Annotated in this window: 26 protein-coding genes; 6 read left to right on the top strand and 20 right to left on the bottom strand. The window is 38.6% G+C overall.

Annotation, left to right across the window (positions count from 1 at the left end; all coding sequences use genetic code 11):
• Nucleotides 1-21: 21 nt before the first annotated feature.
• The 4 genes from D9O48_RS05870 (at nucleotide 22) to D9O48_RS05885 (ending at nucleotide 2,170) form a co-directional block, all read left to right on the top strand.
• Entirely contained in the window at nucleotides 22-351 is a 330-nt protein-coding gene (locus D9O48_RS05870; RefSeq protein ID WP_262707377.1) for a DoxX-like family protein, read from the top strand.
• A complete protein-coding gene (locus D9O48_RS05875) occupies nucleotides 314-1,054 on the top strand; it encodes a DUF2071 domain-containing protein (protein WP_126971571.1) in 741 nt (246 codons plus the stop codon). Before D9O48_RS05870 ends, D9O48_RS05875 begins: the two co-directional genes overlap by 38 nt.
• A gap of 61 nt (nucleotides 1,055-1,115) precedes the next feature.
• Nucleotides 1,116-1,778, top strand: a complete 663-nt coding sequence (locus D9O48_RS05880; RefSeq protein WP_158624829.1) for a class I SAM-dependent methyltransferase — start codon at nucleotides 1,116-1,118, stop codon at nucleotides 1,776-1,778.
• A complete protein-coding gene (locus D9O48_RS05885) occupies nucleotides 1,775-2,170 on the top strand; it encodes a hypothetical protein (RefSeq protein ID WP_126971575.1) in 396 nt (131 codons plus the stop codon). Before D9O48_RS05880 ends, D9O48_RS05885 begins: the two co-directional genes overlap by 4 nt.
• Nucleotides 2,171-2,286: 116 nt before the next feature.
• Here the strand turns inward: D9O48_RS05885 and D9O48_RS05890 are convergent, their stop codons facing one another.
• The 5 genes from D9O48_RS05890 to D9O48_RS05910 all read right to left on the bottom strand — a co-directional run bounded on the left by D9O48_RS05890 (nucleotide 2,287) and on the right by D9O48_RS05910 (nucleotide 4,991).
• Nucleotides 2,287-2,811: an outer membrane beta-barrel protein gene (locus tag D9O48_RS05890; protein ID WP_126971577.1), complete on the bottom strand. Its 525-nt coding sequence runs from the start codon at nucleotides 2,809-2,811 to the stop codon at nucleotides 2,287-2,289.
• Nucleotides 2,812-3,058: 247 nt separating this feature from the next.
• Nucleotides 3,059-3,679, bottom strand: coding sequence for a SprT-like domain-containing protein (locus D9O48_RS05895; protein ID WP_126971579.1), 621 nt, complete (start codon nucleotides 3,677-3,679; stop codon nucleotides 3,059-3,061).
• Complete coding sequence (locus D9O48_RS05900) at nucleotides 3,672-4,079, bottom strand: hypothetical protein (protein WP_126971581.1); 408 nt, start codon at nucleotides 4,077-4,079, stop codon at nucleotides 3,672-3,674. The genes D9O48_RS05895 and D9O48_RS05900 overlap by 8 nt, the downstream gene beginning before the upstream one ends.
• Nucleotides 4,080-4,179: 100 nt before the next feature.
• The gene (locus D9O48_RS05905) at nucleotides 4,180-4,596 is read right to left on the bottom strand and encodes a bactofilin family protein (protein ID WP_126971583.1); all 417 of its coding nucleotides are present in this window, start codon (nucleotides 4,594-4,596) and stop codon (nucleotides 4,180-4,182) included.
• 11 nt (nucleotides 4,597-4,607) lie between these two features.
• Complete coding sequence (locus D9O48_RS05910; protein WP_126971585.1) at nucleotides 4,608-4,991, bottom strand: hypothetical protein; 384 nt, start codon at nucleotides 4,989-4,991, stop codon at nucleotides 4,608-4,610.
• Nucleotides 4,992-5,202: 211 nt separating this feature from the next.
• Between D9O48_RS05910 and porW the strand changes: the two genes are divergently transcribed.
• Together porW and D9O48_RS05920 are read left to right on the top strand one after the other, a co-directional pair.
• Entirely contained in the window at nucleotides 5,203-8,925 is a 3,723-nt protein-coding gene (porW, locus tag D9O48_RS05915) for a type IX secretion system periplasmic lipoprotein PorW/SprE (protein ID WP_126971587.1), read from the top strand.
• 92 nt (nucleotides 8,926-9,017) lie between these two features.
• A complete protein-coding gene (locus D9O48_RS05920; RefSeq protein ID WP_126971589.1) occupies nucleotides 9,018-11,429 on the top strand; it encodes a transglycosylase domain-containing protein in 2,412 nt (803 codons plus the stop codon).
• A 77-nt stretch (nucleotides 11,430-11,506) separates the two neighbouring features.
• Here the strand turns inward: D9O48_RS05920 and D9O48_RS05925 are convergent, their stop codons facing one another.
• From D9O48_RS05925 to hisB, 15 genes are all read right to left on the bottom strand, one after another.
• Nucleotides 11,507-11,851 carry a hypothetical protein gene (locus D9O48_RS05925; RefSeq protein ID WP_126971591.1) on the bottom strand — a complete coding sequence of 115 codons (345 nt, stop codon included), beginning with the start codon at nucleotides 11,849-11,851 and terminating at the stop codon, nucleotides 11,507-11,509.
• 250 nt (nucleotides 11,852-12,101) lie between these two features.
• Complete coding sequence (locus tag D9O48_RS05930) at nucleotides 12,102-13,181, bottom strand: peroxiredoxin family protein (protein WP_126971593.1); 1,080 nt, start codon at nucleotides 13,179-13,181, stop codon at nucleotides 12,102-12,104.
• Entirely contained in the window at nucleotides 13,171-13,767 is a 597-nt protein-coding gene (gene hisIE, locus D9O48_RS05935; protein ID WP_126971595.1) for a bifunctional phosphoribosyl-AMP cyclohydrolase/phosphoribosyl-ATP diphosphatase HisIE, read from the bottom strand. The genes D9O48_RS05930 and hisIE overlap by 11 nt, the downstream gene beginning before the upstream one ends.
• 52 nt (nucleotides 13,768-13,819) lie before the next feature.
• Entirely contained in the window at nucleotides 13,820-14,578 is a 759-nt protein-coding gene (gene hisF / locus D9O48_RS05940; protein ID WP_126971597.1) for an imidazole glycerol phosphate synthase subunit HisF, read from the bottom strand.
• Between the two features lie 3 nt (nucleotides 14,579-14,581).
• Nucleotides 14,582-15,310 (bottom strand): 1-(5-phosphoribosyl)-5-[(5-phosphoribosylamino)methylideneamino]imidazole-4-carboxamide isomerase, encoded by a 729-nt coding sequence (hisA, locus tag D9O48_RS05945; protein ID WP_126971599.1) that lies wholly within the window; start codon nucleotides 15,308-15,310, stop codon nucleotides 14,582-14,584.
• A 2-nt stretch (nucleotides 15,311-15,312) separates the two neighbouring features.
• Nucleotides 15,313-15,726 carry a GNAT family N-acetyltransferase gene (locus D9O48_RS05950; RefSeq protein WP_126971601.1) on the bottom strand — a complete coding sequence of 138 codons (414 nt, stop codon included), beginning with the start codon at nucleotides 15,724-15,726 and terminating at the stop codon, nucleotides 15,313-15,315.
• Nucleotides 15,726-16,328 (bottom strand): imidazole glycerol phosphate synthase subunit HisH, encoded by a 603-nt coding sequence (gene hisH, locus D9O48_RS05955; RefSeq protein ID WP_126971603.1) that lies wholly within the window; start codon nucleotides 16,326-16,328, stop codon nucleotides 15,726-15,728. The genes D9O48_RS05950 and hisH overlap by 1 nt, the downstream gene beginning before the upstream one ends.
• Before the next feature lie 61 nt (nucleotides 16,329-16,389).
• Nucleotides 16,390-17,169 (bottom strand): tryptophan synthase subunit alpha, encoded by a 780-nt coding sequence (trpA, locus tag D9O48_RS05960; RefSeq protein ID WP_126971605.1) that lies wholly within the window; start codon nucleotides 17,167-17,169, stop codon nucleotides 16,390-16,392.
• Nucleotides 17,170-17,179: 10 nt separating this feature from the next.
• Nucleotides 17,180-18,391: a tryptophan synthase subunit beta gene (trpB, locus tag D9O48_RS05965; RefSeq protein ID WP_126971607.1), complete on the bottom strand. Its 1,212-nt coding sequence runs from the start codon at nucleotides 18,389-18,391 to the stop codon at nucleotides 17,180-17,182.
• A 17-nt stretch (nucleotides 18,392-18,408) separates the two neighbouring features.
• Nucleotides 18,409-19,035 (bottom strand): phosphoribosylanthranilate isomerase, encoded by a 627-nt coding sequence (locus D9O48_RS05970; RefSeq protein ID WP_126971609.1) that lies wholly within the window; start codon nucleotides 19,033-19,035, stop codon nucleotides 18,409-18,411.
• A 25-nt stretch (nucleotides 19,036-19,060) separates the two neighbouring features.
• Nucleotides 19,061-19,867, bottom strand: a complete 807-nt coding sequence (gene trpC, locus D9O48_RS05975) for an indole-3-glycerol phosphate synthase TrpC (protein ID WP_126971611.1) — start codon at nucleotides 19,865-19,867, stop codon at nucleotides 19,061-19,063.
• Entirely contained in the window at nucleotides 19,864-20,862 is a 999-nt protein-coding gene (gene trpD / locus D9O48_RS05980; RefSeq protein WP_126971613.1) for an anthranilate phosphoribosyltransferase, read from the bottom strand. Before trpD ends, trpC begins: the two co-directional genes overlap by 4 nt.
• A 5-nt stretch (nucleotides 20,863-20,867) precedes the next feature.
• A complete protein-coding gene (locus D9O48_RS05985; protein ID WP_126971615.1) occupies nucleotides 20,868-21,437 on the bottom strand; it encodes an anthranilate synthase component II in 570 nt (189 codons plus the stop codon).
• A gap of 4 nt (nucleotides 21,438-21,441) precedes the next feature.
• On the bottom strand, nucleotides 21,442-22,872 hold the full coding sequence (locus tag D9O48_RS05990; protein ID WP_126971617.1) for an anthranilate synthase component I family protein: 1,431 nt from the start codon (nucleotides 22,870-22,872) through the stop codon (nucleotides 21,442-21,444).
• A gap of 214 nt (nucleotides 22,873-23,086) precedes the next feature.
• Nucleotides 23,087-24,226: a bifunctional histidinol-phosphatase/imidazoleglycerol-phosphate dehydratase HisB gene (hisB, locus tag D9O48_RS05995; RefSeq protein WP_126971619.1), complete on the bottom strand. Its 1,140-nt coding sequence runs from the start codon at nucleotides 24,224-24,226 to the stop codon at nucleotides 23,087-23,089.

Raw genomic sequence — 24,226 nt, forward strand, 5'->3', positions numbered from 1 at the left:
TTAATAGTTTCTGTCTGGCTCATCAATGGGATATTTTGTAAAATACTCATGTTCGTACCCAGACATCAGTTAATTGTAGAAAGAATACTCGGAAGCGAATATGCACACACACTCACACGCTTCATTGGACTATTAGAAATTTTAATGGCAGTATGGATTTTGTCAGGTATAAAATCCAGGCTAAACGCATTAATACAAATCATCATTATCGGATCTATGAACGTACTAGAATTCTTTCTTGCGGAAGATCTTTTATTGTGGGGAAAATTCAATATAATACTTGCATTTATTTTAATCTCAATAATCTATTTATATGAGTTTAAACTTAAAAAATCATCCGTTTGCTGTTGAAGCTTTTTTTAAGTATTCAATAGTACTCACTTTCGCTGTTCCTAAAGAACAGTTATACTCTTTGCTTCCTACTCCTCTCCGTGCTGAAACATATAATGATCAATGGGGATTTATAGCCGTCTCCATGGTTGACACGCAACACCTTCGTCCAAAAGGGTTTCCGGCATTCATGGGTAACAGCTTTTTCCTGATAGGATATCGGATATTTGTTCAATATACTAATCAAAAAGGTAAACGACTAAGAGGTTTATACATATTGAAATCTCAAACCAACAAAAAGAAAATGGAATTATTGGGAAATATATTTACTCATTACAACTATTCAACTACCGATATAATACAAATACAGCAGGAAAAGTTTATTCGAATATCTTCGAATCAGTCCGATATAAAACTGAGCATACAAGAACCCGAAACTACCATTTCATTACCTGCTTCCTCTCCGTTTCCTGATTGGAATATTGACCGAAGGTATGCAGGCCCCTTACCATTTACATTTACCAAAATTTCAGATAAGCAGATACTGATTATTGAAGGAGTCAGAAGCAAATGGATTCCACAACCAGTTGAAGTCAGGGAATATTCATTTGGCTTTCTCGATCAGCTCCCATTCTCTAACTATCATTTAGCAAATGCTTTTATCATAAGAAATATACCTTATCACTGGAAAAAAGGAGTTATCGAACATGTTAAATCTTTATAAATATCAAGGCGTTATAAATATCATACGGTTTAATCAAAAAACCTATTCCATTGCTGCGGTCATGATCATTCTTACCGGAAGCAGCATATTCGGACTTCCCGCTTCAGTAATTTCTGTTGTTGTGACTATTTTTATTGTAATGATTCTGATGACAATACTGCCATTGTTTTTTACACATATAATTTATGATCGATCTTCTCTCTATAATACCGATCAGTTTGATCTGAAGAATGAATCTAAAGTACTGAATATTCATTCAGGATTTGATGATATCAGTGATAAAATACTTAAAGCTTATCCTAGTCTGGACTTGACCATAGCTGATTTCTATGATCCGGCTTTACATACCGAAGCTTCTATCGCAAAAGCAAGAGAAATATATCCCCCTCACGCCTCAACAATAAAAATCAAAACAAAATGTATTGACTTTCCTGATGAAAGTTTTGATAAAATTATACTGTTTCAATCTGCTCATGAAATCAGGAAACAGGAAGAAAGAATTTTTTTTTTTAAAGAGATCAATAGAATTCTGAAAAAAAGGGGTGAAGTAATCGTTGTTGAACATTTAAGAGACTTTCCTAATTTTATCGGTTTCAATATTGGTTTTTTGCATTTCCATTCATTAAAAACCTGGATGATCACATTTTCTGAAAGCCGATTTCAGGTATCTGCCTCCTATAAAATAAAACGGTTTATAACCCACTTTAAACTAAAAAAAATATGATTTTTCATTTACAGCTTATTGGCATTATATGCATTTTCCTTTCTTTAGTACATTTCTTTTTTCCGAAATATTTTAAATGGAAAGATGAGCTAAGTAAATTAAGCCTGATCAATCATCAGATGATGATCATACATACTTTTTTTATAGGGCTGATATTATTCTTAATGGGTATTCTCTGTATCACGCAAGGCCAGCCTCTCATTAACACAGAATTAGGTAAATTGATTACTATCGGGATGGCTATCTTCTGGAGCTGTCGCTGGTTAACTCAATGGTTTGGTTATTCTAAAAGCTTATGGAAAGGTAAAAAATTCGAAACAACTGTACATATCCTGTTTGTAATACTATGGACATATTTCAGTGCAGCACTTTGGTATATAGGACTTATGTAAAGATTTCACGGTCGCAGAATAATAAGACCTACAAAATGAAAGTAAGGTCGTTAAAAAAAGGAAGAATGATACCATTTATATCATTCTTCCTTTTTCACTTTTAATTCTCAATTCATTTATTTACCGGCAAGGTGAATTCTGAATCCGATATTAAAATGTAATCCGTCCTGAGCCGGAATATTTTTAACCTTACGGGTTGTCCATGAAACCAGTGTTTCTACAGCTACGTTTTTGTTTAAGAAATAAGCTAAACCGCCACCAAGATTGGCACTTGTAACATTACTGGTGTATTTGGTATTACCTGTTTTAGTAGACTGTGTTCCAAAACCTACACCCGCATGTAACAATGGTTTCAGATGATCTTCTTTTAAGTTAAAGTAATATCTCACTGAAGGTCCGATAGTAAAATTATTGGTTTTGGTAGAGCCTGCTTTACTGAAAGTGTAGTCTACTGCACCACCTACAGCCAGGTTATTTAAAAAGAAATAACTTGCTTGTGGCGATACTGCAAAATAAGTGCTGTTGGAAGGTGTTGCTAAGGTTAAATTACCACCTACAATCCAATCGCCTTTGTCTGTTTGTGCATTTACCGAATAAAAAGTACTCATTCCTACAACAAGGATCGCAAAAATTTTTTTCATAGATTCTTTACTTTGATTACATAAAAAACTTAATGTCAACTCCTTAAATAACGTCCGGAGTATTTATTTATTTCTTAAACAAGTAAATAATCAGATGGTTGAGCGAAAAGAAAAAATTGAATAAATGGAGAAGGGTGAATTGAAAATTGAGCGTGGATCGTAGAGAGTGAATATCAGATCAGGTTTGCACACAAGCGGCGAATCTTTTTCTTAATGTTCCTGATGAATGATTAAATTGAACCATACACTAAACATCTACTTTCTTTACTTCATAAAGTCCGCTGAACAAATACCATTTTTGTGTTTCCACTTCCTGGCACTGATACCGTTTACGAATTTTTTCACCTCTTTTAAATACACGGCCACCTTTAATTTTAAACAAATCGCCTGTTTGTAATTGCTCTACTAATACCAATCCTTTTTGAGGATCATATTGTCTGAGTACGCGCATTAATGACTCGTCGGAGCAGCTGCTGGCAGGCAGGTTATGCAAAGATTTTTTGAGGGCAATGATAATATCTTCCGGAAAAACGGCCGGATCCAGAAAAGAAGATAAAATATGCGCATAGATGGCTTTCCATTCTTTTCCGTGTGGTTGCACCGAATGCTGATGTTGATTAAAAGTAAGCAGGTGGGCTATTTCGTGAATCAGTGTGATGAGAAAAGAAAAAGGATTGAGGTCACCGTTTACAGAAATCCGGTGTGGCTGGGTTTTGGTAGCGTGGCGGTAATCGCCCAGAACGGTTTGCCGCGACCGGGTTACCGTAAGATGGATAGAATAATGCTGCAGGTACGCTAAAATTTTAGGCGCAGCTGCAGCAGGAATATATTGTTGTAAAGCAGCCAGAGGCGCTTCTGTTTTAGGCATTTTTAGGCAAACTTCTTTGCAGTTTTGAAAGAATACTTACTTCTACAAAGGTATAAATTAAATAGAAAAACATCGATCCCAATACGCCGGGTTTACTGATGCCTTTTCTAAAAATGGCTACATAAAATAACACAATGAAGATTGTACTAAACATCTTCAACATCATACCAAGATAGAATGAACGAAAGAAAGCACTATGATTTTTATCATAAACACCTTCAAAATATATCTTAAACGACGCCAATGTTATCAGAAACAGAATTAAATTACCTATAAATAATACCAGCGTATGCTTAAAAATATCTTCCACAGCATAATTAGCTCCGATCAGGAGTGCTGAAATCACTACAAAAATCCATATCAGGGGAGAAAAAGACTTTAACCAACTTTGCTTTATCATGATTCTACTATTCTAGTTTTCAAGAGCGTGCGCAAAGTTAATCATAACACAGTACTTTTCACCTAACATTGATCAGGAAATTGCAAATTTTACATTTCTATTAAGAAGCTTTTGCTGTTTCAATACCGTTTGTAGCCAGGGATGTCTTTTTCTCCACCAGCATATGACACTGACCGTTGAAATTTGCATCAGGCTCTATTTGCAGTTTGGCAGCATGGATATTTCCGTTTACCAGGCTTCCACCTTTTAACTGTAAGATCTCTTTTACCTTGATAGTACCGGTAACAGAGCCCATAATATCTGCTTGCTGACCTTCAATATCACCTGTAACTGAACCATTTGCACCAATTACAACTTTAGCTGAACAGTAGATATTACCTTCCAGACGGCCGTCAATACGAATGTCACCGCCAGCAGTAAGATCACCTTTCAAAGTAGTACCGGCTGCTATAATACTTGCCTGGCCATGGCTTGGTGTTTCATTGAATGTAATGGATTTAGATTTTCCGTTGAACATAAGAGCAAATTTTAATAGTCAATATTTTCAGGTTTGGGGATATCTAAGAGGCTGGTATCCAGTTTAATGGTACTACCTCCCTGCAAAACATCCTTCAAACTGTTTAGATAACGTTCGCGGTAGCTCATTTCTTGTTCCAGAGAGTCAGCTTTTATTTTTAATTCTCTCAATTCCTTTGTAGCACTCACATCTCCGTAGCCGGGAATATACATTTTCAAAGGCGTAAACACTATTAATGCTACTGTTAATCCGGTTAAAACAACAAAAAAAGTACTCAAGGCTACATAAACACTTATACGAGAAAGCTTAAATGTTACCACTTCTTCATAAGTATCGTCGTTCATCACCACTAATCGATAACGATTCTGAAATCGTTTTAAAGACCAAAATGCCATATGCAGAATTTGATAGCTTTAAAGTTAATAAGTTCCACCGAGAAACTCCTAAACAAAAAAATAAACGCTAATTTTATGAATATTTGTACAATTTTTTTCAAAAAATAGTGGTTTATTTACCTAAATAAAGAAGAGTTTGAAGCTGCATCCACTTATCCTCGTCCTTTTGCTGGGTTCTTCACTCTGGACTTTTGCTCAACCTCATGCAAAAATGGAGTTGAAAAAGCCGGAAAAATACGAGAACAAAAAATTAGCATCAGAAAGAACTGATGAGAAGAAATTTGGTTTGCTCCGAAAATTTACCCAGAACGGTATTACCAAATTTAACTGGCACTTTAATGCTAAAACGCGTCTTGAATTATTACTCGAAATGATGAAGTATAATTACAAAGACGATTATTCACAACTGCTTCGTTTCTACAATTATGACCCGGAAGTGCTTTCAAAAGCCAGTGAACTGGATACTGTTTTAGCCAAATCCAATGCAGGTATTTTAGTACATGACCTGCGAAATGCATGGATAGATAACCTCTATCTTCTCATGGGCCAGGCCTATTTCTACAAACTCAATTATGATACGGCATTTGTTACCTTTCAATATTTAAACTACGCTTTCGCGCCGAAAGAAGAAGACGGCTATGATATTCCGATCGGCTCTAACGCGGTGGAAGGCGGAGGCCCTTTCAAAGTTTCAACAATCGAAAAAACTGATCTCGCCACACGTGCATGGTCAACAGCTCCCTCCAGAAATGAAAGTCTCGTTTGGCAGGCAAAAACGCTCGTAGGAGCGAAAAAATTTCCTGAAGCCAATAGTTTAGTGCAGGTACTTCGACTTGATCAGCAATTTCCGGAAAGACTCAAACCCTATTTAGCTGAAGTGCAGGCCTGGTACTTCTATCAAAATAACCAATACGATTCTGCCGCCTATTTTCTTGAACAAGCGCTACCTGTTGCAGTAAATAAAGAAGAAAAAGCCCGGTGGGAATACCTGATCGGCCAGCTTTATGAGCTGAGCAATCAACCGTTACTGGCAGAAAAATGGTTCGGTTTAGCCATGAAACATACACTGAACCCTGTACTCGAAGTGTATGCACGCTTAAATCAACTTCGCCAGAATAAAGGTAATCAGCAGGCTTTTGACAAAAATATTCAGGATTTGATGAAGATGGCGCGCCGCGACCAATTTGTCAATTACAGGGATATTATCTATTACGCTGCCGCACAAATGGAGCTGGAACGCGACAGTACCGAAAGAGCAAAAGTACTTTTACAGAATGCTACAAAATATATTTCAAATAAAAGTGTAGCTGATCAGAGATCAAAAGCATTTTTATTACTGGGAACCCTGCATTTTAATGATGGAGAATTTCTGGCTGCCTCCAGAAACTATGATAGCATTACCATGCTGCCGGCCAACAGTTCCATTACGCCCGAAGTTTTTGATGAACGTAAAAAAGCACTCAGTGCCCTTTATAAAAACCATCTCATCATTCTTCGTCAGGATAGTTTACAGATGCTCGCCGCTCAAACTGAAAAAGAACGTTATGAGCATGTAAGAGCTATTATCAGAGCTTATAGAAAACAAAACGGATTAAAAGAAGAAGACCTTCCCAGCGGACTCACTTCTGCAAAATCCAATAATGACTTATTCAACAACAATGCTAAAGGTGAATGGTATTTTAATAACCTGAACCTGAAATCACAGGGTGTGGTAGCTTTCCAAACCAAATGGGGACGCCGTCCGAACGTAGATAACTGGCGCCGCTCAAGCAGCATTTCAAATGTTAGTAATAACAGAAGGAACCAAACCGAAGCCAATAATGGCAGCGATAAGAATGACGGAATGACGATTGATGCGCTACTAGCCAACATACCATTAACCGAAGAACAAATAAGAATTTCCAACGACAGTATTGAAACCTCGCGTTTTATTATCGGAAAAATTCTCACTGAAGAAATAGAAGCTTATCCCGTAGCCGTTGACACACTGGAAATGTATGTTTCCAATTACCAGACGAATAATAAGATTCCGGAAGCTTATTTTCTATTGTACTATTGTTATTATAAACTGGGGCTCACACACAAAGCTCAGGAGTTTGGGCAGAAACTGAAACAGGAATATGCCAGCAGCCCCTACAATCAGAAAATAGAAGGTGCCGGAAAACCTGACCCTGCTGAAGTTGAATTTAAAACTCTTTCAAATAAATATGACGAAGTATACCTCGCCTATATAGAAGGTAACTTTGCAAAAGCATTAGACCTGAAGAAAGGATTAGATACAACAGAAAGTAATAATTACTATACACCTCAACTACTTTATGTTGAAACCATTTATCATTTAAAAACTGACCAGCCCGATTACGCTAAAGCAAACCTGCAATCTATCATTTCGCGCAATACAAATCCTGATATGACTGCAAAAGCTAAAATTTTACTCGACGTCATTAACAGAAAAGGTGAAATAGAAGCTTATCTGAATGCCCTTCAGATTGAAATACCTTTAGAAGAGGCCGTTGTTTACGGAACTAGGAAAAAGGCTAATGAAGAAATAGAAGATGAGTCGGAAAAACGAAGAAAAGATTCCATCGACCATGCGATGGCAAAAGCCCAAAAAGATTCATTGCAAAATGAACTGGCAAGAATAAAACAGGATTCATTAGATAATGCACTCGCACAGGCGAAAAAAGATTCATTAGAAAATGCTTTAGCCAAAATGAAACAGGATTCATTGGATAATGCCTTGGCAAAAGCAAAAAAAGACTCTATTGAGAATGCGTTGGCGAGAGCGAAAAAAGATTCATTGGAAAATGCACTGGCTCAGGCCAGAAAAGATTCTTTAGAGAATGCACTGGCGAAAATGAAACAAGATTCAATTGAGAATGCGCTGGCAAAAGCCAGAAAAGACTCGCTGGAAAATGTACTCGCTCAGATGCTGAAAGATTCTCTCAGTAATGCAGCAGCACAGGCCAGAAAAGATTCACTGGAAAGTGCCCTGGCAAAAATGAAACAGGATTCTATCGAAAATGCACTCGCAAAAGCGAAAAAAGATTCAGTGGAGAATGCTTTGGCAAAAATGCGTAAAGATTCGTTAGATAATGCCCTGGCAAAAGCGAAACAGGATTCTATCGACAATGCCTTCGCAAAAATGCGACAGGACTCTATTGAAAATGCCATAACGAAGGCCAGAAAAGATTCGTTGGAAAATGCCCTGGCGAAAATGAAACAAGATTCGGTGGAGAATGCGTTGGCAAAAGCCAGAAAAGATTCATTAGAAAATGTATTGGCAAAAATGAAGGAAGATTCAATTGCCAATGCAGTAGCCAAAGCCAAACAGGATTCACTGGAAAATGCTTTAGCGAAAATGCGTAAAGACTCGTTGGATAATGCCCTGGCAGTAAAAGCGAAAAAAGATTCGCTGGAGGCCGCTTTACAGGCTGAGGCTGTTGCTAAAGCGAAACGAGATTCGCTTGAAAACGCACAAAAACGTGGTGACTTAACCGATAACCGTTTAAATATCCCTGTAACCAGTGAAGATGAATTTACCATTGATGTGCGGGGTAAACAATTGGTATTAATTGTAATGGATCAGGTTGACCAGGTATATGTGAATGAAGCCCGGAATGCATTTAATGCCTATAACAATTCTGACTATGGACCGGCTAAATTAAGCGTACACAATCAGGCACTGGACGAAAGAATCAAGTTCGTAATTGTTAATTCTTTCGAAAATGCTGCCACTGCACTGGATTATGTAGAAAAAACAAGAAGCCTCGCCAATAAGTCGATTGTACCGTGGTTACCGGTTGGTAAATACTATTTTATCATCGTTTCAGGAGATAATTTGAATAAAATCAAATCAAATTCAGATCTCGGGCGTTATGTTAAATTCCTGGCAAAAGTGTTCCCAGAAGAGTTTGAAGGAGAAGTGCCGTAGATTTAACATGATTTTTGAGTGAATATTTGTTATAATTGTTAAGATACAGGTATTATTTTTGAGCATACCCTAAAAATCGTAAGTCGATCATTATGACCCGTATAGTTAAAATATTTTGGAAAGTTTTTTTCATTGGTTTATTAACAGGCTTTTTATTCCTGTTATTAATCAACTGGGGTGTTTTTGGTAAGATGCCTTCATTAGCAGAGTTAGAAAACCCTACCATGTCGTTGGCCACGGAAGTTTTTGCGGAAGACGGCCAGCTGATGGGACGTTACTATACTACCCGAAGTAACCGGACACACGTAAAATATAGTGAAATCTCAAAAACGGTGATTGATGCGCTTGTATCTACCGAAGATGAGCGTTTTTATAACCACGCCGGTATTGACGGTAAAGCATTATTAAGAGCTGTTACTTCTTTTGGTACCGACGGAGGAGCGAGTACCATTACGCAGCAATTAGCGCTGAATATGTTTGAAGAGCCGCGTTCAAAAAACAAAATCAAGCGTGTTTTTCAGAAACTCAAAGAAAATATCATCGCCATTAAACTGGAGAGAAACTTTACCAAAGAAGAAATACTGGCGCTTTACCTGAATACCGTTCCATTCAGTGATAACGTTTTGGGTATTAAAAATGCCAGCCGTACTTTCTTTTCAAAAGACCCGAACGAATTATCTTATTCAGAAGCCGCTGTACTGATCGGAATGCTGAAAGGACCTTCATTGTACAATCCGAGAACAAAATATCAGTCTGCCTTAAACCGCAGAAACACGGTACTGAGCCAGATGGTCAGAAATGATGTGATCTCTACTGATGAAGCGGAGAAATTCAAAAAAGATTCAATTGTTTTAAAATATAAGAAAACTGACCAGAACAACGGTATAGCACCATATTTTCTGGATGTGATGCGTGAAGAATTAAAAACATGGGCGAGTAAAAATTATAAATCAGACGGAAGTGCTTACAACATTTACACAGACGGTTTAAAAATTTATACCACTATCAATCCAACACTCCAACTGTATGCGGAAGAAGCTGTAGCCAAACACTTACCCGTTTTACAAAGAGCATTGGAAGCACAAAATAGTGTGAAGAAAGGTACTGTATGGAAAGGCCGTGATAATATTCTCGAAGCGGCAATGAAAAACAGCGACCGCTGGAAAAACATGAAAGAAGATTCTGTATCGGAAGCGAATATCAGAAAATCATTCACTCAAAAAGTTCCGATGAAAGTATTCGCCTGGAACTCTAAGCGTGAAAAAGATACGGTGATGACGCCGATGGACTCAATCAAGTATCACCGTGCAATTCTCCAAACTGCATTTATGGCGATGGACCCTGTAAGCGGTGCCGTAAAAGCATGGGTGGGAGGTGTAGATTTCAAGAATTTTAAATACGACCACGTTAACTTAAGAACCAAACGCCAGGTGGGTTCAACCATCAAACCGTTTTTATATGCATTGGCAGTAGAAGAGTATGGTTTTACTCCTGAAACAGAATGTGAAGACCGTCAGCAATTCTTTCCGCCGAATCAATATGTGCCGGCCCGAGACCGTGGACATGACGGTACCAGAACTATGGCAAATGCACTGGCATGGTCGGTGAACGAAGTAGCAGCCTATATTATCAAACAAACTACTCCTGAACGATTTGCAAAGTTCATCGGAGATATTAATATACCTACGAAAGTAGACCCGTATCCTTCTATCAGTTTAGGTTCCTGTGACCTGAGTTTATTTGAAATGATGTGGGGATACACGATGTTCCCTTCAGGCGGCTTCAGTACAAAACCGATTTACATTACGCGAATTGAAGATAAGAACGGAAATGTACTGGCGAGCTTTGATACCGAAAGAAAAGAAGTGATTAACGAACGTACGGCTTATACCATGAACAAAATGATGCAGGGAGTGGTTGACTACGGAACCGCTGCCGGTTTAAGAAACCGTATAGGTGTAGTTGAAATGGGGGGTAAAACCGGTACAACCAACGATAACTCTGATGCATGGTTTATGGGCTTTACGCCTGAATTACTGGCCGGTGTCTGGATCGGTTGTGACGATCGTTTCATCCGTTTGGAAAGTAATCTGGGTTATGGTGGTGCAGCCGCACGGCCGATCTGGGAGACTTTCTTCAGTCAGGTAGTAAAAGATAAAACCATTGCACTCGATAAATCTGCGAGATTTCCTGAACCACAGAATATGACACAGGAAGTTTATTATGATATGAGTGTAATTGAACACGTTCCTCCTCCGGGTGCCGAAGGCCAGGATGTTGGAAACGGTAGAATTGAAGATTATCTCGGAGTTCCAGATAAACAAAATATTCCTTTAGAATCAAAACAGGCACAGGAAGAATTAAAGATTTTACAGGAAGCATTAAATCCTAAAAATCAACCAAAAGAAAAGAAAGCCGATACAACGAAACAAGAACCGGAAGAGAAGAAAAAAACCGGCTTCTTTAAAAGAGTATTTAAAGGAAAAGAAAATAAAGACAACTAAAAATAAAACTCCGGATGCTACATCCGGAGTTTTATTTTATTAGAGGTGCTATAGCACCCGTTCAAAATGTTTAAAGATTAATATCCATATAATAAAGATCTTTTATGCTTCTTGTATTTTAAAAACTGATCGTCATTTAAAATACTCTTGTACATAATATCACGTTTATCCTCCACTTTCTGCATATAAAAACTTAAAGAATCAGTTGGAATATTGCTTTTATAAATCACTTGTGATTCTGCAAACAATCTTGCTGTAACACTATGAATACTATCTTTCTGAATTTTATTTAAGAATAAGGAGTCTGTCATTCTGTTCGCAATAGATGCAGCCCGGTGATGAATATCAACATCATTTGTCTGAGCATTTGCTCCAATACATGATAGCAGAATAAGCAGGCAAAGAATGGATTGTTTTTTCATATTCCTTAAAGTTTTCATTGTTTAAAGCTATCTATATAAATAAACTTTTAGCCTGATTTTCATTTTTTTTAAAAGTTTTTATATAGAATCTTCATGAAACCTTAAGTAATATTACTCATATGGGGAGACTTGAATCTCCACATGAGTAATAACTATTGTGTTTAGCCCGCAGGAAAGAACTCATTAAAAAGAAACTGCCCTTCTTTTTACCTGTTCTTATTTCAGGAAAAGAGGGCAGTTTTAAATATTATTACAAATTTTCTTTTAAGAATTGAATCAAAGCCGGACCTCTTAATTCTTTTGCAATGATTTTGCCATCAGGATCGATCAATAAATTGTATGGAATGGTACCGATATTAAAAAGCCCGGATACTTCATTCTGCCAACCTCTTAAATCGCTTAACTGGCGCCATACCAATCCATCCTGTTTAATAGCTTCCAGCCAGTTGTTACGGTCATTGTCTAAAGAAACACCTAATACAGTAAAGTTTTTGTCTTTGAATTGATTATAGGCGTTTACAATATTCGGATTTTCATCTCTGCACGGTTTACACCAGCTCGCCCAAAAATCGATTAGTACATATTTTCCTCTGTATTCGCTGACAGATACCTCTACCCCATCCACATCTTTCTGTTTAAAGTCGGGAATAACGGTACCGATTTTTCCCAGCGACATTACTTCAATCAGTTTTTTCAACTCTTTGCCATAAGTAGATTGCTGGCTGGCCGGTGCCAGTTCTCCGTAAACAAGTTCCAGCTCTTCACCATCCCACTCTAACAACTCAAAAACCATGATCGGCAACAAAGCGGTGATACTTGATTCAGCGTGCTTCTGAATAAAATCCATAGTTTCTGTTTGCAAAGTGTCTTTAGCTTCCAGGTATTGCTGATACAAACTATCCTGCGGGCCCTGACCGCTGTTTAGCTTTTGCACAAATCCGTTAATCTTTGTAAAATGTTTGTTTACGAAGGCGTCGAATTGTTGATATTCAGGATGATATTTTGAATTATTTACTTCAACAGCAAAAGTGTCTTTAAGAGATACATTCAGATCAACCGTTTCATTATAGATATACAATTGAATCGGACGGGGAACACCATCAATATAAGCCACCATAAGAGTCGGTTCTTTTAATTGTCCCGACATATTAAATGAATTACCAATAATCGGTGCTTTACCAAGTGTATCACCGTTTACCAGATTAATGGCAACAATATTTTGAAAATCTTTATCTGAATCGATTTTTCCTTTAATGACAAATAAAGATTGGGCAGATGCAAAAAATGGAAAAGCAATTGCCAGTACACCACTTAACAGTTTATTGAGCATGTCGTTCTTTTAATATATTAACTACGTCGTTCAGACGATATCCTTTTGCATTTAGTAATATCAGATAATGAAACAATAAGTCTGCCGATTCGTTCAAAAACAGCTCATCATTATCATCTTTTGCTTCAATTACAACTTCTACAGCTTCTTCACCCACTTTCTGGGCAATTTTATTGATTCCTTTACTGAATAGTTTTTTCACATAACTTTTTTCCTCGTCGCCGGATCTTCGTTGCTCGATAATATTTTCGAGATAGGTTAAAAATCCGCCTTGCAGATTTTTTTCATTCCAGCAGGTATCAGCACCGGTATGGCAGGTTGGCCCAACAGGTTGAACCTGAATCAATAATGAGTCTGCGTCGCAATCTAATAAAATTTTTTTAACCAATAGAAAATTGCCGCTCTCCTCTCCTTTAGTCCATAACCGGTTTTTCGTTCTGCTAAAGAAAGTGACTTTACCTTCTTCATTGGTTTTACGAAAAGCCGCTTCATTCATAAACCCCAGCATCAGCACTTTACAAGTATCAACATCCTGGATGATTGCAGGTACTAATCCATCTGTATATTTAGAGAAATTGATAGTCATTTCTTTATATTTTAAGAAAATACATATTCGTTTTTTATGTATTTTTTGTGTATTATAATCTAATGGGCAGTCCTTTTTCCGAGAGATATTGTTTCAGCCCGGGAATACCGACTTCTTTAAAATGGAAGATAGAAGCTGCAAGCGCTGCATCTGCCTGTCCTTTTAAAAAGATCTCTTCAAAATGTGCTGCGTTACCGCCACCGCCGCTGGCAATGACCGGAACGGATAAGTTTGTTGCCAGTTGCCGGGTAATATCTACGGCAAAGCCTTGTTTCGTTCCGTCGTGGTTCATGGAAGTGAGTAATATTTCTCCGGCTCCACGTTCCACCGCTTCACGGGCCCAGTCAAAACACCTGGTATCGGTTTTTACTCTTCCACCGTTTAAATACACATACCATTCGCCATCTTCTTCTAACCGGGTATCTATTGCCAAAACAACACATTGGGCACCAAATTGTTTAGCCATTTCTGTTAATACCGCAGGATTTTTATAAGCGGCAGTATTGATGGATATTTTATCGGCTCCGTTTTCCAGTAACAGACTTACGTCTTCCACCGTACTGATACCACCTCCTACTGTAAAGGGAATATTGATATGATGAGCAATACGGTTTACCAGTTCTTTTAATGTTTTACGTTTTTCGTTGGTAGCAGTGATATCCAGAAATACCAGTTCATCGGCCCCTTCGGCGGCGTATCTGGCTCCCAGTTCTACCGGATCACCGGCATCCCGTAGCTCTACAAAGTTCGTACCCTTTACGGTTCTTCCGTCTTTAATATCCAAACAAGGGATAATTCTTTTACACAACATATTTTATGATTGTTGAGCCTGAAAGGCTTTTAGTTCGCTCATTGAGATTCTGTTTTCATAAATCGCCTTACCGATAATCACTGCGTTACATCCGATCGCAGCCAGCTCTTCTACATCTTTCATCGTAGCAACTCCGCCACTGGCTATAAAATGAAGGCCGGGATAATGTTCAATAATTTTTTTATAAAGATCAACAGAAGGACCTTCCAAACGACCATCTTTGCTTACATCGGTACAAAATACCTGTTTTATACCCCGTTGCTGATAATCACTCAGAAAATCTATAATTGAAATGTCTGTGGTTTCGAGCCATCCGCCTACCGCAATTTTTTCATTTTTGACATCAGCTCCCAGCAAAAATTTATCTGCACCGAAACCAGTTAACCACGATTGAAAAGTCAGCGGGTCTTTAACAGCCAGGCTTCCTATAGTAGCAAAGTGGCTGCCTGAGTCAAATACGATCTGCAGGTCTTTTTGTGTTTTTATTCCTCCGCCAAAATCAATCACCAGTTTCGTTTTACCGGCTATCTGTTCGAGCACTTTCCAGTTTTTTACAGCACCGGCTTTAGCGCCGTCAAGATCCACCAGGTGCAAACGCATCAAACCTGCGTCTTCAAACTGCCTGGCTACTTCTAAAGGATTTTCGTTGTATATTTTTTTCCGGGTATAATCACCTTCGGTTAATCGCACGCACTTACCATCAATAATATCTATAGCAGGAATTATTTCCATTCTTAAAATGTTTTTTTCATGATGACGAATCGGAGGCCATATTTTTCATAGGATTGTCCGTCTTCTGTTAAACCGAATTTTTTGTAATAATCAGCAGCAGATTGTCTTGCATTGCACCAAACATTTTCTGCGCCCTGGTCTTGTATCCAACCCAACACGCCATTGAGCAATTGAGTGCCATAGCCTTTATTCTGAAATGCAGGCAGCGTAGCAAACTTCCTGAATTGATAACTCGTGCCGATATTTTCAACGGACACGACCGATATTATTTTGCCATCAACGGCGAAGCCGAAGTGAGTGGCAACAGCATCATTATCCAACTTAACGATATCGATCAGATGACCGGGATACATAGCTTCATGCCGGATAGCCCATATCAAAGGAAGATCATCTGGTGTCAACTGTTTGAATGCCATTATAAATCTAAAAAGTTTTTTAACAACAATTCTCCGTAATCTGCAGATTTCTCAGGGTGAAACTGTACCCCGTAAAAGTTATTCCTGTTCAAAGCAACCGTATAAGGTTGAATATATTTTGTAACCCCGATTGTATCCTCACATATTTCTGCGTAATATGAATGCACAAAATAAAAATAAGTTTCGTTGGGTATATTTTTAAATAAAGGAGATTGCATATCATATACTTTATTCCAACCGATCTGCGGTACTTTCAAAGGATGCTCTTCTTTTTGCGGAAGGTCTCCAAAGTTTTTTACAGGTGTATTGAAAATACCTAAACAATCAACATTTCCTTCGGTCGTATGCGTGCACATCAATTGCATACCCAAACAAATTCCAAGAACCGGTTGTTCGAGTTGCGCAATTACTTTGTCTAAAGCTCTTTCTCTAAGGTATGCCATGGCTGTAGAAGCTTCTCCTACACCGGGAAAAATAACCCTGTCGGCAGATTGAATTGTTTCGATATCATCAGACACTATTGCTGCTGTTCCGATACGCTCCAGCGCATACAAAACAGATTGTGTATTGCCTGCGTTATATTTTATGATAACAGTTTTCATACTGGTAAGTGTTATTGATAAAATGGAAACTTTGAGTACTTAAAAGCATTTTTATTATATTTTATCCCTTTACTTCGAGAATTTTTTCAACAAACATATTCGTAGCTGTTATCGGATCGGTATATTCTTTTAAAGATTTTACAAATGCAGTTCCGATAATTGCACCGTTGGCATGTTCACCCGCGGCTTCAAAACTTTCTTTGTTTTTAATACCGAATCCGACCAGTATCGGGTTGTTTAACCTGTAAGACTTCAGTTTTTCCAGATAAGCGCTTACCTGATGCATATCTTTATCTTTACCGGTAGTAGAAGAAGAAGACACGGCGTATAAAAAACCGCTACTCAACTGGTCTAACCGGCGCACGCGTTCTTCAGAAGTTTCGGGTGTAACCAGAAATACGAAATCGAGGTTATATTTTTTTAGTATGGAACCGTATACTGTTTCAAATTCATGAGCGGGCAAATCGGGTAAGATGAGCCCGTCGATACCTACTGCTTTTGCGTCTGCACAAAACTTTTCAAAACCGTATTGCAATACCGGGTTCATATACCCCATTAACAAAACCGGGATATGAATATATTCTCTGAATTGTTTCAACTGTTCAAACAAAGTAGCAATCGTCATCCCGTTCTTCAGTGCAATAGCAGAAGTTTCCTGAATTACCGGTCCGTCTGCCAGGGGATCACTATATGGCATACCCAGTTCAATCAGGTCAACTCCTTTGTTTTGCAGTGCCCGCATAAGGGGCAATGTATCATTCAGCTGCGGATAGCCTGCTGTAAAATAGATATTGAGAACGTTTTTGTTTTTCCGATGAAACAAATCATTTAAGCGACTCATATGCTTTTTATTAATAGCTTTTCAAAGCGTTCATGTATGTATTCAAATCTTTATCTCCTCTTCCACTCAGGCAGATAACAATTGTTGCTCCTTTCTGGAGGTCTTTTACTTTTGCGTCGAGTTGTGCCAGTGCTGCAATGGCGTGTGCTGATTCCAATGCAGGAATAATTCCTTCCAGTTTAGTTAATTCGAAAGCCGCCTTGAGGGCTTCTTCATCAGTAGCAGCTAAAAACGTTCCTCTTTTTGATTGGAATAAATGTGCATGCAGCGGGCCTATTCCGGGATAATCAAGTCCGGCCGAAATACTGTGTGGCTCAATAACTTGTCCGTCTGACGTTTGCATTACCAGGCTTTTTGATCCATGCAGAATGCCAGGTGCTCCCAGTTGGGTGGTAGCTGCCGACAAACCGGAATTAACACCGTGGCCGGCGGCTTCGACTGCTACAATTTTCACCGTTGGTTCTTCCAGAAAATGATAAAACATACCAGCTGCGTTAGATCCGCCACCAACACAAGCCATTACCAGATCGGGTAACGAATTACCGGTTTGCTCGAATAGTTGTTTACGTGTTTCTTCACTGATAATACTTTGAAACCTTGCTACCATATCGGGGTAAGGGTGCGGCCCCACAACCGATCCGATGATGTAATGCGTTTCGAGCGGTTCATTAATCCAGGCTCTGATAGCTTCATTGGTAGCATCTTTCAGTGTTTTAGATCCACTGGTTGCCGGAATCACTTTAGCGCCAAGCATATTCATTCGCGCAACATTGGGTGCCTGACGGGCGATATCCACTTCGCCCATGTAAACATCACATTCCATGCCCATTAATGCACAAACGGTAGCTGTTGCAACGCCGTGTTGCCCGGCACCGGTTTCTGCAATAATCTTAGTTTTTCCTAACCGTCTGGCCAGTAAAATCTGACCGATGGTATTATTAATTTTGTGCGCGCCGGTATGACAAAGGTCTTCACGTTTCAGATAAACATTAAACCCGTAACGTTCGCTCAATCTTTTGGCGAGGTATAAAGGCGTTGGCCTTCCTACATAGTCTTTCAACAATTGCTGAAACTCCTGTTGAAAGTCTTGATCGTACATAATTTTCAGGTACTCACTTTTGAGCTGCTCTACATTTCTGAACAGCATTTCAGGAATGAATGCTCCACCGAATTCGCCATAGTAACCGTACTGGTCTGGCTCTTGATATAACTTTGTACTCATGTTGAAAAAAAATGCGATTAAAGCTGTTGGGTAAACTCTTTAATCAGTTGAATATTTTTCACTCCGGGTGACACTTCAAATTTGCTGTTAACATCAATGGCAAATAAGTTTTTAGCAACGGGATCCAGTTCGAACTCTTTTAACGACGGCGCATCATCAGGTTCAATACCTCCACTCAGAAAAAAAGGTTTTCCGATATTTAATCCTTTCAGAATATTCCAGTTAAACTTTTTTCCTGTACCACCATAACCGGCTCCCATTGTATCGAATAAAAACATATCGCAGTAATCCATATAAGGATAGATCATCCATTCCACACTATCGTTATCACTCAACCTGAAAGCTTTGATTACAGAAACATAGTCTGCAATCTTTTCACAAAACTTAGGTGATTCATCGCCATGAAGCTGTACCATATGCAATCTGCATTCGTCTACCATTTGCAGTACTTCTTCAACTGTTGAATTTACGAATACACCTACTTTATTGATAGTGTTTATTTTCCGTATTTGTTCAACCGTCATGTGCCTGAGGGCATATCTCGGACTTTTCTGATAAAAGATAAATCCGGCAAAATCTGCTCCTGCGTCAGGTAATTGTTGTACCTGATCTATCAAAGTCATTCCGCATACTTTTACTCTCATAATGGTAGTAGTTATTTTGCGGCAATTAATCGTTATGAATGGGTAATTTAATTTTTAAAGCAGCAACAAATTCTTCAAATGCTTTGCCAGGGTCAGCATGTTTCATAAAGTTTTCGCCCATTAGAAAGCCTTTGAAACCGTGTTGATGAAAGCGTACAATATTTTCGACTTCACTGATACCGCTTTCGGCAATTTTAACGACCTGCGGTGGTAATTGTTCTGCCATCCGGAGACTGCGGTCGATATCCACTTTAAAGTCTTTTAAGTTTCTATTGTTAATTCCGATCAACTGATGTTCAGGACAGATATGACTCAACTCTTCCTCGGCATGTAATTCCAGTAAAACTTCCAAACCGAGCTGGTGAGCCAGTTTCGTAAAGTTATTAACTTCTGTTGGAGATAAGCACGCTGCGATTAACAAAATTACATCTGCGCCCAAAGTTTTTGCTTCAATAATCTGATACTCATCTACTATAAAATCTTTCCTCAATAAAGGCACGGGGTTTACCCTGGCTTTCTGAAGGTCCAGATCAGATCCGCCGAAATAATCTTCATCAGTTAACACACTCAATCCGCTTGCGCCAAAGTTGCTGTAAGCTGCAGTTACTGATTCAACTGAAGCTACCTTATTTATAATTCCCTTTGAGGGTGACTTTCGCTTATATTCCGCTATAATGCCGGTTTTTAAAGGGTTGAGCAATGTACTTTTTAAAGAAAATCCTTGTCGTTGAAGATTCGGATTTTTCTCCAGTTCTGTGATGCTTTGTATAGCTTTTCGTGCTGCAACCACTTGTTTTTTCCGGGCTACGATCTGATCAAGTATGGTGGTCATGAGTTTTGCAATTGAATGAGTTTAGATAAACAGTTTGCTGCATTTCCGGACTCAAGTGATTGAACAGCGGCTTTGTAAGCTGCATCATAATTATTATATTTACCGGTAGCATTCAACGCTACTGCAGCATTTGCGAGCACCACAGCATTTTGGGCCCAGGAGCCATTTCCCTGCAATACCTGAACAAATATTTTAGCGGCTTCTTCAACCGAGTTACCACCGTGTATCGAAACAGGATCTACCATTCTTTTACCCAGGTAAGCTGCGTCATACAAAAACTCACCTTCGTTCGTTATCACCTTCGTATCGTTTGTTAAAGACACTTCATCATATCCGTCAAGACTATGAACAATTGCAAAAGATTGTCCGGTAGTTTGTAGCATATAGTTATACACCCTTGCCATTTCAAGGTTATACACTCCTAAAATCTGATATCTTGGAAATGCCGGGTTTACCAGTGGCCCCAGCATATTATAGAAGGTTCTTATACCAAGATTTTTCCGGATATTAGCCACAGCTTTCATAGCGGGGTGAAACAAGGGTGCATGTAAAAAACAGATGCCCGCTTCCTGTAGTTCCAGCTTCAACTGAGCAGCATCGTTTTTAAATTTATAACCTAACTGTTCCATCAGATTAGATGCTCCGGAAATAGTACTGGCTCCGTAATTACCGTGTTTGGTAACTTTCTGACCGGCACCGGCAACAATAAAACAGGCCAGTGTTGAAATATTAAAAGTATTTTTTCCATCTCCACCTGTACCTACAATATCGAGTGTATCCAATGTATCCAGATTAACCGGCACACAATTTTCCAGCAGAGAATCTCTGAAGCCCATCAGTTCCTGCAGGGTTACGCTACGCATCAAAAAAACAGTCATGAAGGCAGTAATTTCATGCTCGTTGTAAATACCTTTTCCGATATTGGTCAACACGTCCTTCGCCTGTTCGCGTGAGAGGGTTTTATGTTCGAATAATTGTTGTAAAATCTTTTTCATGACGGTTATAATTTTAACCAGTTTTGAATGATAATTTCTCCCATAGGTGTTAATACACTTTCAGGATGAAATTGTACGCCCTGAACATTATAAGTAGTATGTTGCATTGCCATAATCATTTGCTGATCGTCGCGGGCGGTTACTTCCAGTTCTTTGGGTAACGTTGCTTCATCCACTATCCAGCTATGGTACCTGCCGATTTGAAATTCATTGGGCATACCTTTAAAAATCGGAGAAACTTTTTCCAGCTTACAATTGGTAGCTACACCATGATAAACTTTTGAAAGGTTACTCAATGTTCCACCAAATGCCTCACCGATTGCCTGATGTCCTAAACAAACACCCAGTATACTTTTAGATGCAGCGTATTCTTTAATCAGTGGAAGCAAGAGCCCCGCTTCAGAAGGCACTCCCGGGCCGGGAGACAAAATTATTTTATCGTACTCATTCACTTTTTCTAAAGGAATCTGATCATTTCTCACCACGGTTACTTTTGTGTTGATAATTTTCTCTACCAGGTGAACCAGATTATAGGTGAAAGAATCGTAATTATCGAAAACAAGAACTTTTTGCACGGTATTAATATTTTGAAATTTCAGCAGCAAATTGAATAGCTTTTTTCAATGCGCCTAACTTGTTATTGACTTCCTGTAACTCACTTTCAGGATTAGAGGCGGCTACCACACCAGCTCCGGCCTGATAATAAAGTTTATTCTTCTTACTTAAAAAAGTGCGGATCATGATTGCATGATTGATATCACCATTAAAACCAACAAACCCAATTGCGCCTCCATAATAACTTCTGTTTGTAGATTCTAAATGATTAATAATTTCCATTGCTTTAATTTTCGGGGCACCGCTGAGTGTTCCGGCAGGAAATGTTTTTGCCAATACATCAAAAGGGTTGGTATGTTCCTTAACAGTGGCGGTTACTTCGCTTACCAGATGAATCACATGACTATAATAATGAACTTGTTTATATTTTGCCACAGTAACATCTTCGCATAAACGGCTCAGGTCATTCCGGGCAAGGTCTACCAGCATTACATGTTCTGCATTTTCCTTTGCATCTTCTAACAAGCGTTGTGCTTCTTTTGCATCTGTTTCTTCATCACCGGTTCTTTTAAAAGTGCCGGCAATCGGATGAACGATTGCTTTTCTTTTATTGATAATAATCTGTGCTTCGGGAGAAGACCCAAGTAATTTGTAATCGCCGTAATCAAAAAAGAAGAGATAAGGTGAAGGATTTACTGACCGGAGCGCACGGTATACATTAAACTCATCACCTATAAAAGATTGCTGAAATCTTCTGCTGAGTACAATTTGAAATACATCGCCTTTATAACAATGTTCAATTCCTTTTTTTACGTTTGCAATAAATGCTTCATCGGTTAAATTAGAAGTTTCTTCTGCCTGTACTGCAAAAGGAAATACAGGAACATCTTTAGAGTAGATTAAAGATTCAATTAAAGGTAATTCCGACTCAACACCTCTTAATATGTTTTCGCAGATAAACATTTCATCTTTATGATGATTGATGGCAATTACATATTGATACAGGCGGTAACGCATCAATGGAATATAGTTATCAGCTTGCTGGTCAGGTTTTTTTTCCAGTTTAACTGAGTCGAAAAACTCAATTGCGTCGTAGCCGGTATAACCGTATAACCCCTGGGCAAAAGCAGCTTCTTTCACTGGCGTATCCGTGATCTCATAGCGTTGCATGTATTCGTGTATGAGTTCAGGAACAGACTGCAATGTTGCAATAGACTGTAACTGAGGGGCTTCTCCCGGATATTTAAATTCAATCTGTTTTTGAGAAGTAATTTCAATTCCACCGATAGCGTTGATAGCAATGAACGAGAAGCTATTCTCATTTCCTTTATTATCACTACTTTCTAACAAAACGGTATCTCTGAACCGGTCGCGCACGCGTAAGTAGATGGCTACCGGCGTAAACACATCAGCTAACAGCTTCTTACACTGTGTTTTAACTTTAATTTGTTTCATATTCCTGCTTTGGGGAAATTCAATAAAAAAAGCCTCGATTTTAAAAATCGAGGCTTTGAATTATATATCAACGCATAATACAATAGTAGTTACCTACAAGCCTCGATTGAAGTTTGTATGCCACCACCAATTGTTATTTAATGCGATTTGTTTCATAATTGTTACTACAAATGTTACAAAGAATTTTGAGATAACAAAATATTTTTTGAGCCTTTTATAAAACGCCTTTAGTTGAAGGTAAATAATTGCTTAAAGGGTCTCGTTTTACCGCCATCTTAATTGCTTTTGCAAAAGCTTTAAAAACAGCTTCAATTTTATGGTGTTCATTGTCGCCTTTACAGGTAATATTAAGATTACATTTTGCAGCGTCACTAAATGATTTAAAGAAGTGGAAGAACATTTCGGTTGGCATATCTCCTACATATTCACGGCTAAAGTGCGCATTCCATACAATCCAGTTTCTTCCTCCGAAGTCGATGGTTACCATTGCATCTGCTTCATCCATAGGCAGGGCAAAGCCATAACGTTCCATTCCCCGCTTATCAGCCAAAGCTTTCGCAAAAGCTTCGCCCAATGCAATACCTGTATCTTCGATGGTATGATGTTCATCTATATGCAAATCACCATTCGAGCGTATGGTTAAATCCATTTTTCCGTGGCGTGCAATCTGATCTAACATATGGTCAAAGAAGCCTAACCCCGTTACAATGGCAGACCTGCCACTACCATCAACATTGAGTTCAATTTTTATTTGAGTTTCGTTCGTATTCCGTTCATGAATTACTTTACGCAGTCCAAGTTTTAAGAATTTATAGATATCACTCCATTCTGTACTTATGAGTGCGATAGTATTTTCCAGCTCTTTCAGATCGTCACTTACTTCACCTGCTCCCAATGTCGTATCGTTGTTCATCCAGATAGCTTTTGCGCCCAGATTTTTGGCTAACTGTACATCCGTGATACGATCTCCGATTACAAAAGAGTTTTCAAGATCATACTTTTCCTGATCAAGATATTGAGTCAGCATTCCTGTACCTGGTTTTCTGGTAGGCGCTTTGTCTTCAGGAAAAGAGCGATCGATACAAACGTCGTTGAAATAAATGCCCTCGCCTTCTAAACTTTTCATTACAAAATTATGTACCGGCCAGAAGGTATCTTCGGGAAAAGAACTGGTTCCTAAACCATCCTGATTCGTTACCATCACCAGTTCATAATCCAATTCCCTGGCTATTCTACCCATGTATTCAAACACCTGCGGATAGAAAGTCAATTTAGCGAAATCATCTAACTGATAAGAGGGCGGCGCTTCGTTAATTAAAGTACCGTCACGATCGATGAATAAAACTCTTTTCAT

Source organism: Gynurincola endophyticus (assembly GCF_003991195.1).
Taxonomy (GTDB): Bacteria; Bacteroidota; Bacteroidia; order Chitinophagales; family Chitinophagaceae; genus Gynurincola; species Gynurincola endophyticus.